The organism is Pseudomonas sp. TE3-3-F2023 (assembly GCF_036784815.1).
Lineage (GTDB): Bacteria > Pseudomonadota > Gammaproteobacteria > Pseudomonadales > Pseudomonadaceae > Aquipseudomonas > Aquipseudomonas pudica.
Window position 1 is genome coordinate 1,564,318 of record NZ_CP145113.1, and the last position, 13,424, is coordinate 1,577,741.

Consider the following 13,424-nt stretch of genomic DNA (forward strand, 5'->3'; position numbering starts at 1 on the left):
AAAGGCTGGCGCGATCCCTGTAGGAGCGAGGCCGCCCGTAAGGCTATTTCAAGTCATATGCAGCAGGATAGATCTGCTTCTGCCTGAGCGAGCTGCTGAGCGGCATTTTTAACGATAGGCATATGGTGTCGAACTGCATTCTCTTGCCGCGTCGGGAACTGTTGAAGTTCCGTCAGGCCTTTACGCAGTTGCTCTTCGATCTCCCGGGTACGATTCTGAATATTTCGCCTAACATTGTTGATGTCGTTCTGAGTGACTGCCTCTGTGGGGTTGAACTTGAAGCCCCGTTCAAGCCCCTTTCTCCAATCTACTAGTGTGCGCGTAAGTACCTCGCCAAAACCTTTTATCCGACGAACACGGTTCCACTCTACGTCAGCCGCGGTTTCTATACCGAAGCTACTGAGGGCTGCCCGCTTGGCTGGGCCTATGCCGGATAGATTCGCCCGATCAATGAAAAAGGCCTCTAAGTAACGTTGCCGCTGCCGCCTCTCCATGTTCTGACTTAAAGCTCTGATGTCATTTTGCTCACGCGTTGGGAGAGAGTCGAACTCGGTTTTGAGTTTCGCTAGTGCGTCTCGTTTCTGGTGGAAGTAGTGAGGATCCGTCTCTCGCTTAATCGACTCGACTGCATTGTTCCACTGCTTCAGGGCAGTGTTACGAGCGTCTGAACGAGTCTTGCGTTCGTTTTTGAGCTCGGCTGCTCCGTAATTCCAAAGACCAAGAATGAGCAGTCCAGCGATGATGATGTATGGCAGCGGTGGTCCTTGGAGGGCTTTGAAGCTAATAAATGCCGTAGCGACGATGCCAAGTATTCCGAACTTGCGGAGCGGGCTGCTAATAATTCCTGCTGGAAGTGGTCTGCCTTTTACGCTCCCCTTGAACTGATTAGCGTTAGGTATGGCAACGTCCGCCGGTGATGAGATCTTGGATATGGCGAGCCAAATGTCTGCAACTTTGACCGGCGCATGGCCTGACGCTGAAGCGGTGAAAACTGATGCCGAAAGGAAATACACCACACCCGATGCCTCAAGTGCGCACCAAGGGCAAGCATTCAGATGGTTTGAAAAGACGTGCATACTGTTCGAGCATTTCCGCAGAGAATTGCGAAGCTTGTCAAGCTCGTCAAGCCATTGTCTTGCCGTCGGACGCCTCCCGCTCCTGCCTTCTTCGGTGAAGGCGGACTCAAACATGCTTGATAGGGCAGGGGGAACTAAAGACAACGGTAAGGAGTTTGGTGGTGCTGTCAGGTGTCGCTGACTTGCTGTCTTGGAGTAGGCAAAGCGCAGATGCTTGATGTTGTCCTCTAGTGAGTCCCCCACATTGTCCTTCTGCGGCACACCTGCATAGGGATGTCTTCCACCAAATAGTAGGTGAAAGATTAGGAGCGCGAGGCCGAAGGCGTCGTGGTTCGTGGTTCGAGTGAGACCATTGAACGACATTCCTTGTAGCTCAGGGGGGGTAAAGTGGGAGACTCCGACTTCACAAAGGTGCACGAGACTTCCCTGAGTTAGCTGGTATGAGTCGGTGTCGATCAGGGTTACAGCGGCGTTTTGGCCAACATACGCATTCCCGTGATTTACATCCCCCAAAATTGTTCCATGCTGATGTAACGTGGTGAAGGCAGCTGCTGTATTCCTGGCCACAAAAAGTAGGAAGTCCCAGGCACGTTGGGGATACTCCTGCTTGCGATGGGCAGGGCTATAGACGGTTTGAATTGGCGTCATACCGTCTACCTTAGCCATCACGAAGCCCACTACCGACCCGCCGACTTTGGCGTGAAGAGTGTCCTGTGGCCACGCGGTGTACTTGAGCAGTTGTTCATCCCGCTGATGGGCCATATGACGGAGCTTGGATTGCTTCGCACTGTCTTGCGGTTTGTGGTAGACCTTCGCTACCAGATGTTTCACACCCTCAATGGTATAGACGGACCCTTCGCCACCTTTACCTATCTCTTTCAAGAGCTTCAGCCGCTGTCCGGCCGCGTTGTAGAGCAACATGGACATCAGCGCCCCCTTAACCCCTGAGAACGGCTAGGGCGATAGACTTATCATCGTCGGTCCGTTCATTTACTTTTTCGCTTCCCAGAAAAGCGGCGAGTGCGCTAGACATTTGCTTTCGCGCATCTGGCTTCAATGTCCCAAGGACGTTAAAGAACGGCTGGAAGAAAGGCTCATGGGGACTTCCGGTAGGTAGGTCAATCGCCAGATGCTGAAGGCCGTCTGAAAATGCTGCTGCGCGCAGTACGATGCTTTGGAATTGCTTGGTGACCAGTGTATCCAGCGCATCCGGATCGGTGACAAAGTGCGTCATATTGGCGTATTCACCAGACATGGGCTGAAAAGCTAGTTCCAGTCCGCTGCCTACATCGAAGACGATACCACCGTCCCCGATCTGCAGAACTAGAGTGCCTAGTTCAGAAGACACCAGGCCGAGGAAGGTACAGGCATAATCACGGGCGGCGTGGCCCGAACCTTCGGCTCGGCTGTAGATGACCTCGCGGATCTGCTTCACAAGTTCGACAGCTAGCGAGTCGTCAAGTGCAAACTCGGGCTGCTGCATGAGGGTGCTTATAACCTCGTTAGCAGTATCAACTGCCAGCTGAGCACCGACATCGGCAAAACTCGCACTGCCTGCGCCATCGGCCACGAACATCGATAGCCACGGGCGAACGCCTTGAAGAGTAATGGCCGCGCTACATCGGTCCTCGCAGACACCGTTGCGCTCAAGGTGAGAGGTGCCGACGACAGCGGCGCTCGCATACTCCCAGGTTAAACCTCTGCCCATCCGGTGGGTGCCTCCAGCTTCACTGCTGTCCCTGGGGTAGACTGTGACACACTCTTCATCGATGCCGACAGCCACTGGAAAAGCTCGCGAAACTTCAGCCCTTGGAGTTTCAATGGCTCGCGAACGCTCAGTTGTGAGAGCACATCAAAGTTTGCACCTTCAACACCTACGGCGAAGAATGCGAACTTCTTGGCAGCCTCACCCTCTCTAATCGCGGCGGCAGCAGCTCGCCACTCATCTGTGGGACCACCATCAGTGATGAGGAAAATCCACGGTCTGAAAAGCGAAACCCCTGCGGCTCGTATTTGCGCTTTACGGCTCTCGAGCATGTCCAAGCCAATGGTAATGGCTTGACCCATTGGGGTGTCGCCTTGCTCCACTAGGTTCGGAGGGTAAAAACCATCGACAGTGGTGAATGGCGTCTCCACTTTTGCTGGTCCGAACGTGACAATGCCAACCTCCACGCGTTGCATTGCGAGCGAATCGGCAGCGAGTTCGTCCTTGAGTTGCTGTAGACCAGCGTTCAGTTCAGTGAGCGGACGGCCGCGCATGCTTACCGACACGTCCAGAAGGAGAAGGCAGGGGACCCTTGGCTCAGGGTTGTCGGCGAATGAAACGTCGTTGAACAGTATTTGGTCTGTCATGTGAGCTCTCTATTGAAGGGGGAACTCACGCATACGACCCGTGAAATCCCTTTCCGGCTAAGCAAGTGGGTTCTAGTCTTTCAGTAATAAGAGATAAGGGCAATATGCTAGCTCAGCAGCGGATGAGGTACTCGCCCCAGGCCATAGCCGGGGTCTGGCTCAAATCGAATGCGGGTGCTTACCAATCAGGATCAGAATAATTTTTGACCAGTCTTCGGTCATGGAAATTAGGGCACATTTCGAGAACATCATTCCGCCGAGTGGGGTAGCTCAGCGGTGACGTATTCGGCGGGGATGACCATGCAGGAGCGGAGCCGCAAAGCTGACTGATCTAGGGTGGCCACGGCTTATTTTGGTTGGATGATGGTGATTACGTGGTGTTTTTTGCCGTTCCCCACCTAGCATTTGAAGCGGGTGGTCGTAGGCCTCAATGGAGCCAAAAATTCCCAATTCGATTCCAGTGAAAGCCATAACTAGCTGATTTGTTTATAGATACCTTATGAGGCACATCAAAAAATCCACCAAATCCGGTCCCGCGAAAACCGGGCCCTCACGGCCAACAACCGTCCGTCTGTCTCCGCACCAGAGTTCGATGGTTTGATGCAGGTTTTCCTGCGTTCGGCCCCTCCCAAAATGCCTGCCTTGTGTGGGCATTTTTGTTTCTTCCGTTTTCTGCTTTTGGCCGATCAGGCCACCTTCCGCCCAGCTTCTCGGCCGAGTGAACAGTCAGCGGTTTTTCACTTCCAGTTGTACGGGTTTCAAGATAATGGGTGACCGACATTTAGCTTTCGCCCCGTGTTTTCGGGGTGTTTGGCGAGATTCTTTAAGATAGTGCTTTAATCGGTTATAGATAATTTCAGATGGCCGAGCTTTCCATCAGTACCTCCAGCGGCTGGTCCCGCCCGCTCATCACCCAACCCGCAGAGCAAACTGCTTTGTTTCCTCTGACACGACAAGAGAAACGCCATGACTGTTGAAAAACACGATGATCGCCCTGTTTACCAGGCAGCCTGCCATTGTGGAACGGTGCGTTTTTCACTTCGCTTGACCGATGGTGTGCGCACAGCGCGCCGGTGCAACTGCTCGCTCTGCCGTATGCGAGGAGCAGTGGTGGTATCAGTCAACCTGGGCGACATCACCATCATCCAAGGGCATGAGGCACTCACCCTTTATCAGTTCAACACACATGTTGCAAAGCACTACTTCTGCTCGAAATGCGGCATCTACACCTTCCACCAGCGCCGCTCCTCACCGGATCAATACGGGGTCAACGTTGCCTGTATCGAAGGCATGAGCCCATTTGATTTCCCGGAAGTCCCTGTCAGTGAAGGGCGGATTCATCCAAAAGACCGGGTAGGTGGAGGCTCAGTGACTGCTGGATGGCTGCGATACGAAAGCAACCATGATTGATTCCGATTCTACGTGGACATCGCGCCGAGAGCTGGGTGGATACCCTACATCCCAAGCCCTGTTTCCAACGTCGCCGTTAGCCATGGCATCAACGCTAACCTAACTCGCAAATGCATGAACGTCGGGCCAGACATCATCGTTGCGGCTGGCCCGCTGCTAAAGGCCCCTGATGGCCGTCTTCCTACGAAACGCATAGTCTTTTCCTACTCTTGGAAACTTGCGAAAACAGCCACTCGGGAATAAAGTCCTCCCGTCGCCGAAGCATCGGTGATGCGACCTTGGCCGGTCGGAATCGAAAGGCGCATCAGCGCCCAGTCTTAATCGCAGGCGCTTTTTTTGTGCCCGCGATGTCGTGTTATGGCGGTGGTGCGCGGGACACCTTCGGGTGTGCCGGGCTCCTTTCGTCCCGGTCGGCCAACCCGCGTACTGCTGCCACCTTAACTTGCTTGGCCGCGAGCGGTGGCAGTTCCATCACGAAAGGAACTCATGCATGACCACCGTAAATCCGCTAAAGATCCTCGTATCCGTTCTCCACCGTCGTACCTCGGCGGACCTCAACGATCTCACCTCCAGTCAATCTCGCTCTGTCTCTGCAACAAGGGAGGCACGCCATGACTGACCAAGAACGCCTATCCACCATCCAAAGCTACGCCTGGACCCTCGAACTGCTAGGCGAAGCCCTGGTCCAGCACGACGAAATGCTGGAGTGCGAACACAACCCACACCTGAGTTTTCGCAACACGGCCGGTATCCATCAGGCGATCCGGATCATCAGCCGTTTGGCCAGTGAGCAGTGTGGGAAGGTGATGGAGCGAAACGGCCAGGACCCTGTTAGTTAGGCAGGATCATTGATGAGTAGCGGGCCAGATATCACCCTTGCGGCTGGCCCTCTGCTCAAGGTCGGTTGGTGGTTTATTCCTGTCGGGGTAGGGTTATGGGGCTGCTGTGCAGCCCATCGCAGGCAAGCCAGCTCCTACACCGACCGCGCAGCTCCTGGGTGATGTGTCGAACTTGTGGCAGTGGGGTGGTAGGGCGCAATTACCGACAGCGCAACATCAATCGAGCGCTCTGAACGAGATCCGCCGCTTCATACATGAAGCAACCCCAGCGCCCCGATCAAGGCAGGCGGCATTACCAGCGCCCCCAGGCGCAGGAAGTCCAAGGCACCGACGTGTTCGCCTTCACGGCGAACGGCAACCAGCCAGAGCAAAGTGGCCAGGGAGCCGGTAATCGACAAGTTCGGCCCGAGGTCGACGCCAATCAGCAGCGCCGCAGTGGTTCTCGCGGGTAAATCGACAATATGGCCAACGGAGCCTGCGATCAGGCCGGTCGGCAGGTTGTTCATCAGGTTGCCGGCGATAGCCGCGACCACGCCGGCGCCCCAGCTCGCCTGGGTCTCGGAGCTGCGCGCCAGCGCGGCCAAGCCATGGGCCAGGTGCTCGATCACACCCGTCTGTGCCACCGCTTCCACCAGCACGAACAGGCCCGCCACCAACGGCAATACGCCCCATGCCACGCCTTTGAGCACCGGCATCGGGTTGCGCCGCTGGCGCAGGTGAATCAGCCCGGCCGTGGCGATGCCGGCGCAGAAGGTGGGTAAGCCAAGCTGCCGGTCCAGGGCGGAGGTCAGCAGCAACAGTACACCTGTCAGCACGATACCCAGTGCGCACAAGCGTGCACCGCTGGACAGCGGTTGCACGTCGATGGCCGTCGCCAGGGGCTGGCGGATCTGCCTGCCCTGGGCCAGCCGCAGCACCAGGTAGGTCAGGCCGATGGCGGCCAGCGATGGCAAGGTGAATTGCCGCAGCCACTCCAGCAACGGCGGCATCTGGCTGCCGAACACTACCAGGTTGGCCGGGTTGGAAATGGGCAGCACAAAACTGGCGGCGTTGGCGATGAAGGCACAGATGAACAGATAGGGCAGCGGCTCGGCCTTGGCCGCCCTGCAGGCGGCGTACACCGCTGGGGTCAGCACCACCGCCGTGGCATCGTTGGAGAGGAACACCGTTACCAGTACCCCCACCAGGAATACCAGGTCGAACAGGCGCTGGCCGGAGCCCCGGGCATGCTGCACCGCGTACATGGCCAGCCAGTCGAACAGCCCTTCCTGGCGTGCCAGTTCGGCCAGCACCATCATACCGATCAGAAACAAGTACACATCGCCACCCTCGGCGACAGCGGCGAGGGCTGTGTGCATTGGCACCAGGCCAAACACGGTCAGCAATACAGCGGCGCCGACTGCCCAGACATATTCCGGCACCCGCCAGGGGCGCAGGATTACCCCGCCGGTCGCCACGGCGGCGACGGTCCAGATGAGCGAGGATGGATCAAATACGGGCATGCAGTTTACTCAGGTGAATGAATGACTTGGCGCGGCATGGCCGTGCCGGCCTTTGGGGGGTGTGCAGCACGCTATATCTTGTCAAAGTGATTGGGCTGAGCTGACTGTTGCCGACTTGGATGTCCCTTGCGAAGGCCTGTCTGATAGGTGAGCAGTCCGAGTGCAGCCACGATACCCAGAACGACGAAGGCTGCGCCATAGCCGAAATGTTGCGCGATCCAGCCGGCGAGTGCGTGGCTCATCGCCGCGCCTATCCCCTGGATCGTCATCACTGCACCAAGCCCTGCATTGACGTGCCCGGTGCCGCGCAGGATGCAAGCGACAAGCCCAGGCAAGGCGACCCCCAGTAGACCCGCCCCGATGCCGTCAAGGGCCTGTACCGGAATCAGTGCCCACGGCGACGCCCAGAAACCAGCGATCAGCCCTCGCAAGGGCAAGGCCAGCAGGGCGGTAATGATCAGTGCCCGATAGCCGTACCGAGAGGCATACCACCCGGCCCCAAGTGCCACAGGAATCATCACCAGCTGCGCCACGATGACGGTCGATGCCGTGAAGACGCTGGGGTCGGCCAGGCCGCGCGTGACGACCGACTGCGCCAGCAAGGGCAGCATCGCGGCATTGCCCAGGTGGAACAGCAGCATGGTGACCGCGAGCAGGCACAGCTCGCGCGAGTCCGTCAAAACCCGCACCAGGGAGGGCGAGGGGCTGCTGCCTTGCGCAGGCAGGTTGCCGGTGAGGTCACCACCGCGGGCCCGCTCATGGTTGATGTCCTGTGGGTTGATCTTGCGCAAGCATGCAAGGGCTGCGCATGCCATCAGGGCCATCAGCACGAAGACGGCTGACAGCCCCCAGCGGTAGCCTGCCAGCCCGACCAATGCAGCCGCGACCACGTTGCCGGCATGGTTCCAGGCCTCGTTGATGCCGAGCTGCCGAGACAAGTCTCTCTGATCAACGATGCCCAAGGTGATGCCCATGATGCCGGCGCCCATCAACGCGCCCACAGCACCCGTTACCACCTGGGAGGCGACGACGACGCCGAACGATGGCGCCGTCCATAGCGCTGCCGTGGCGAGAATGAGTGCAAGGGTGCCGCTTGCCAGAACAAGTCGCTTGTGGCGCGAAGCGTCGATCCAGGCGCCCATCGGCGTGGTCGCCAGCATGCCTGCGATGCCGCCGGCGGCCATCACGTAGCCGATGTCATCGGCGCGCCAGCCCTGGTTGGCCAGAAACACGCCGAGGAAGGGGCCCAGGCCATCACGGACGTCGGCCAGGAAGAAGTTGAGGCCGGACAGCCAGCGCCGTGAGCTGGCATGCGCCGGGGGTATGGAAGGTGTTGCCGGGTGCATAGAGGCATTCCCTTATGGCGCGCGGTCGTAGAGCGGCTGCAGGGTGGATAACGTGGTGCCCATGCTGACCGCTTCCAAAGCGGTACCAAACGCATTGCGCGTGCCCAGCCCGGAGGCCGCGAACGGTGCCCCCGCCTGCACGGAAAGACGCAGGCTCTCTGGCGGGAAACGAACGATGCTGCCATCGCTCAGGATGACGCCGTTGGCCTCGCCACGGGGGCCAGTGAGCACGGTGTCCACATGGCCTTCCACCTGCTGGGGCTGCAGACGCTGGGCGCGCAGGTGTGGCGGCAGCACTCGGCCTTGGCCAACCGGCGGCGGTTGGTCGTACACGGTGCGCCCGCTGTCGGCATGGATGATGGCGTCGGCCTTGACCGTGCCTCGCGTTTCCGCCCGTCCGATGATGCGAACGGCGTCCCCCACCTTGACCGTGGCCGTGAGCGCATCGGCCATGTGCGGTGGAAACTTGGCAATGGTGCCGTCGCTCAGGCGCAGGCCGTCGACCTCACCGTAGGGATTGATGAGCATCCGTTGCACTTGGCCTTCCACCGTGTACTGGCCCGTCAGGCCGGGGGCGTCGACCCCTTGATGTGGTGTTGCCGGCAGAGGGTAGGGCGGATCGGCGGGCGCGGCCTGTGCGCTGAGGCTACACAGGCCGAATGCCAGCGCAACAGACGTGGCGATGAAATACCTGGACATTGGAGAAGCTCCTTGGTCGGGAAAAGCACCCAACCTGCAGGGCAAGCGCCATGCCAAATAATATTTTCATTAAAATCAAATAGTTATGAAATTTACAGGCGATGTGCCGTCCGATCTCGGGACGCCAGGGTGTCACGGAATCGGACACCGGTTTGCGTGCGAAGGGGTTAGTCCAGATTGAACTCGGCCAGCTTGCGATAGAGCTGCTGGCGAGACAGGCCGAGACGCCGCGCCGCCTCTGCGCGGTTGCCTGCCGTCGCAGCCAGGGCGCGAACGATCATTTCGCGCTCCAGGCGGGCAACGGCCTGTGCCATGGGGCCTTCCCAGTCGATGTCCAGGCCCGGGGGGAGCGCAGCCGCTGGCTGCAACCCGATGTGTTCGACATCGATGACTGGGCCGTGGCTGAGGATGGCCGCGCGCTCCATGGCATTGCGCAGTTCGCGCACGTTGCCAGGCCAGGGATGGGCCAGCAGTAAGCGGGCTGCTGCTGCGCTCAAGCGCTTCGGCGAGTCGCCGCCCAGCAGGCGTAGAAAGTGTTCGGCCAGCAGCAGCACGTCGCCCAGGCGCTCACGCAGCGGCGGCAGCCAAAGGGGCACTACCTGCAGGCGGTACCACAAGTCTTCGCGGAAGCGCCCCTCTTTGACCGCGCTGGGCAGGTCTCGGTGGGTGGCCACGATGATGCGCACGTTCACCGGCTGGACACGGTTGGCGCCCACGGGGGTGATCTCGCGTTCCTGCAGCACCCGCAGGATCTTCGCCTGGGTGGCCAGCGGCATATCGCCTATTTCGTCGAGGAACAGGGTGCCGCCATCGGCCTCACGAAAGCGCCCGGTGCGGTCATTGACGGCACCGGTGAACGCGCCTTTGACATGCCCGAACAGCTCGCTTTCCATCAGGTCGGCCGGGATCGCGGCGCAGTTCACTGCAACGAAGGGGCCGCTGGCTCTGCCGCTGTTGCGATGCAGGGCGCGCGCCACCAGTTCCTTGCCGGTGCCCGTCTCGCCGAGGATCAAGGCGGTGGCATCGGAGTTCGCGGCCAGCCCGATGCGCTTGAAGACCTGGCGCATGGCCTCGCTGCTGCTGACCAGTTCGGTTTCATCCACGGGTTCTCTTGCGGCAGCTGAGGCCCCGGCCGCCTGGGGCCTGTCCGGGGTGTGGGCTGCTCGCCGCAGGGCCCGTTCGAGCGTTTCGAGCAGGGCGGCCCTGGTCACGGGCTTGGTCAGATGGTCGAACGCGCCCAGGCTCATCGCCTCGATGGTGTTGCCGCCGCTCGCATAGGCGGTGAGCATGATGCAGGGCACCTGCGAGATGCGCGCCGCGCGGCGCAGGAACACCAGGCCATCCTCGCCCGGCAGGCGCAGATCGACGATGGCCGCATCCACGGCCTCGGTGCGCAGTCGGTGCAGGCCTGCATCGGTGGTTTCAGCCTGCAGCACCGCATGCCCCAGGTCTTGCAGCATTTCTGCAAGGCTGTCGCGGAACGCGGCGTCATCGTCGACGATCAGGATTCGGGCCACGGTAGCTCCATTTCTATACGCGTTCCCTTGGTCGACCTGGCGAGACCGACCCGCCCGCCGTGCCCCTGCACGATCTCGCGCACCAGCGCCAGTCCCAGGCCGGTACCTCCAGCGCGGGTGGTGGCGAACGGTTCGAACAGTGTATCGCGCAAGTCGGCCGGAATGCCGCAGCCGTCGTCCGCCACCCACAACAGCAATGCGCCACGGCGTGTGCGATGCGCACCGAGTTCGATTTCACCGTGTTCTCCCGTGTGCGCCAGCGCATTGAGCAGCAGGTTGTCAAAGACCCGCGCCATTTGTGCTGGGTCGAACAGCGCAACTTCCTTCGCGCTGGCGGTCAGCCCCGGTTCAACCGCCAGAGTGATTCGTACGCCTTTCTTTTGCGCTGCTTCGGCGTGTGCATTGCGCCGCTCCTCCAGCCATGCCAGCAGGTCAACCGCCTGGCGCTCGGCGTGGAACGGTTGCGTCAATGCCAACAGGCTCGACACCAGTGTCTCCAGGCGTGCCGTTTGCGACAGTACTGCCTCCAGGGCGCCAGCCACACGTGCTTCGCGCCGGTCGGCCGGGGCAGCTATCGCGTTTTCCACCTTCATGCGCATCGTGCCCAAAGGGTTGCGGATTTCGTGCGCGAGCCCGGCGGAAACACGCCCCAACGTGGCCAGGCGTTCGGACTGGGCCAGTTGCTTGCGCAGATGGGCGGACTGGCGTCGCCAACGCGAAATCATCCAGCCCAGCCATGCGCCGGAGACCACGACCAGCGCCAGCAGCAGGCTCACCGCGAGGATCAAGGTGTTGACTGTTTCCGTGGCCAAAAGCGGCACGCGCATCAGGGTCCAGGCGATCAGCTGCCGGTCTGCGCTCTCCACCGGGCATGCGGCGAAAGCCACGGCTTCGCGTAAACCCGGTCGCACGTCTGCCACGAGGCTTGCGGAATCCTGTGCGCGTTGGGCCGTGGAGGCAATGCGCTCCAACTCGGCACTCGGTGGATCACGCTTGATTCCCGTGCCGTCGTAGGTTGGGAACGCGTAGGCCACCACGCCCGCATCCGCTCGCCAGAAGCCGCCCTCCATGCCCGGCTGGTCGCGCAGTGCCAGATCAAGCACCGCCTGCGCTGCGGCTGGGGTCATGAGATAGGGTTGATCTGCCGCAGACGGGAGTTGCTCGCGAACGCGTGCTGCACCTGCCTGCAGCGCCTGGCAACTGGTCGAGGTGAGTTGGCGCGCCTGCGCAATCTGCGGGCCGGCGCCTTGGCGGCTGATGACCAGCAGCAGCCATCCCAGCACCAGCGCAACGGCGGCAATGGAAAGCCACAGAATCAGCAGATCGCGTCGTACGGAGGGTTGCAGCGACAGGTCCGGTTTCCTTTGATGTGGCGCACCGCTGGTCAATCGGTGGGCGTTCTGATGGCAACCTTGCCAGATGGGAAATCGCCGTGCAAGGACAGGGTCGGTTGAATTAGCGGGGACTCTGTGGAAGCGGCTTTAGCCGCGAACACCGGCGCAGCCGGTGCCAGGCAACGCGTTGCATTCTTCGCGACTAAAGCCGCTCCCACAGGGTACGCGTACCGCTTGCATTTGCCTTTGTGTGGTCTTTTCGCCTCAGCAGGCGATACTTCTCTGTATTGCAGGCGTGTTCCTGGTGGCGCGCGCCGCTGGGAGGTGTCACGTGAACAAACTGACAATCGTGGGTGCCGGCATGGTCGGCGAGGCGGCGGCGCAGATCATCGCCCGGGATGAGTTGTGCCGTGAGCTGGTGTTGATGGATGTGCAGGGCGAGATGGCACAAGGCAAGGCGCTGGACGTGTGGCAGGCGGCAGTCGAGTCGGGGTCCGATACCCGGGTTTACGGCGGGGCCAAGGCTGAAATGCTGCAGGGCTCCGAGCTGGTGGTCATCACCGCCGGCGTGCCGCGCAAGCCTGGGCAGTCGCGGCAGGATGTACTGAGTATCAACCTGCCCATCCTCGACGGCATCATGGCCGACATCAAGCAGCATGCACCCACCGCGACCGTGCTGGTGGTGTCCAACCCGGTCGACGTGCTCACCTATCGCGCCTGGAGCCTGAGCGGGCAGGGGCGCAACAAGGTTTTCGGCCAGGCGGGCGTGCTGGATACCGCACGCATGAAGTGCTTCATCGCCGAGCAGACCGGGTTTTCCGCCCGGGATATCACGGCGCTGGTACTGGGCGGGCATGGCGACAGCATGGTGCCGCTGATGCGCTACTGCCAGATCGGTTCGGTGCCGCTGTCACACTTCCTGTCCAGTGAGCAGATCGAGCAGATCGTGGAGCGCACGCGCAAGGGTGGTGGCGAGATATTGGGGCTGAAGAAACTGGGCAGCGCCTGCGATGCGCCGGGGGTGGCGATTGCGCAGATGGTCGATGCGATCGCCAACGGGCGAAACCGCATCTTGCCGGCGGTGGCGATTCTGCAGGGCGAATACGGGCGCACGGATATTGCCATGGGTGTGCCCTGCGTCCTGGCCGAGGAGGGGCTGGCGCGGGTGATCGAGTTGCCGCTGGATGCGCAGGAGCAGGCAATGTTCGACCAATCGGCTGATCAGGTGGCGCGGGATATTGCTGAAATGAAGGCGCTGTAACGCTGTGGGATTGGCTTTAGCCGCGAAGAGCTCAACGCGGTGCATGGCACCGGCTGCGCCGGTGTTCGCGGCTAAAGCCGCCCCCACA

11 protein-coding genes are annotated in these 13,424 nt (G+C 60.6%); 3 read left to right on the forward strand and 8 right to left on the reverse strand.

The genetic code is table 11. The features are described 5' to 3' along the window. Nucleotides 1–53: 53 nt before the first annotated feature. Genes V3314_RS07110 through V3314_RS07120 form a run of 3 tightly spaced genes read right to left on the reverse strand, consistent with a single transcriptional unit; the run spans nucleotide 54 to nucleotide 3,428 of the window. The gene (locus tag V3314_RS07110; protein WP_338460067.1) at nucleotides 54–2,003 is read right to left on the reverse strand and encodes a hypothetical protein; all 1,950 of its coding nucleotides are present in this window, start codon (nucleotides 2,001–2,003) and stop codon (nucleotides 54–56) included. Between the two features lie 10 nt (nucleotides 2,004–2,013). Next, nucleotides 2,014–2,784: a PP2C family serine/threonine-protein phosphatase gene (locus V3314_RS07115; protein WP_338460068.1), complete on the reverse strand. Its 771-nt coding sequence runs from the start codon at nucleotides 2,782–2,784 to the stop codon at nucleotides 2,014–2,016. Then, on the reverse strand, nucleotides 2,769–3,428 hold the full coding sequence (locus V3314_RS07120) for a VWA domain-containing protein (RefSeq protein WP_054886127.1): 660 nt from the start codon (nucleotides 3,426–3,428) through the stop codon (nucleotides 2,769–2,771). The genes V3314_RS07115 and V3314_RS07120 overlap by 16 nt, the downstream gene beginning before the upstream one ends. A gap of 966 nt (nucleotides 3,429–4,394) precedes the next feature. Here V3314_RS07120 and V3314_RS07125 point away from each other — a divergent pair. Continuing rightward, complete coding sequence (locus V3314_RS07125) at nucleotides 4,395–4,838, forward strand: GFA family protein (protein WP_338460069.1); 444 nt, start codon at nucleotides 4,395–4,397, stop codon at nucleotides 4,836–4,838. 611 nt (nucleotides 4,839–5,449) lie between these two features. Beyond that, nucleotides 5,450–5,677, forward strand: coding sequence for a hypothetical protein (locus V3314_RS07130; protein WP_015268870.1), 228 nt, complete (start codon nucleotides 5,450–5,452; stop codon nucleotides 5,675–5,677). A gap of 248 nt (nucleotides 5,678–5,925) precedes the next feature. Here V3314_RS07130 and V3314_RS07135 read toward each other — a convergent pair whose 3' ends face one another. From V3314_RS07135 to V3314_RS07155, 5 genes are all read right to left on the reverse strand, one after another. Beyond that, a complete protein-coding gene (locus tag V3314_RS07135; protein WP_338460070.1) occupies nucleotides 5,926–7,179 on the reverse strand; it encodes an arsenic transporter in 1,254 nt (417 codons plus the stop codon). A gap of 71 nt (nucleotides 7,180–7,250) precedes the next feature. After that, nucleotides 7,251–8,525, reverse strand: a complete 1,275-nt coding sequence (locus tag V3314_RS07140) for an MFS transporter (protein WP_338460071.1) — start codon at nucleotides 8,523–8,525, stop codon at nucleotides 7,251–7,253. A 12-nt stretch (nucleotides 8,526–8,537) separates the two neighbouring features. Beyond that, nucleotides 8,538–9,224, reverse strand: a complete 687-nt coding sequence (locus V3314_RS07145) for a hypothetical protein (RefSeq protein WP_338460072.1) — start codon at nucleotides 9,222–9,224, stop codon at nucleotides 8,538–8,540. A gap of 167 nt (nucleotides 9,225–9,391) precedes the next feature. Further along, a complete protein-coding gene (locus V3314_RS07150; RefSeq protein ID WP_338460073.1) occupies nucleotides 9,392–10,741 on the reverse strand; it encodes a sigma-54 dependent transcriptional regulator in 1,350 nt (449 codons plus the stop codon). After that, entirely contained in the window at nucleotides 10,726–12,129 is a 1,404-nt protein-coding gene (locus V3314_RS07155; protein ID WP_338460074.1) for an ATP-binding protein, read from the reverse strand. Before V3314_RS07155 ends, V3314_RS07150 begins: the two co-directional genes overlap by 16 nt. A 277-nt stretch (nucleotides 12,130–12,406) precedes the next feature. On the opposite strand from V3314_RS07155, the gene V3314_RS07160 reads away from it, so the two are divergent. Beyond that, entirely contained in the window at nucleotides 12,407–13,336 is a 930-nt protein-coding gene (locus V3314_RS07160) for a malate dehydrogenase (protein ID WP_338460075.1), read from the forward strand. Nucleotides 13,337–13,424 lie beyond the last annotated feature (88 nt).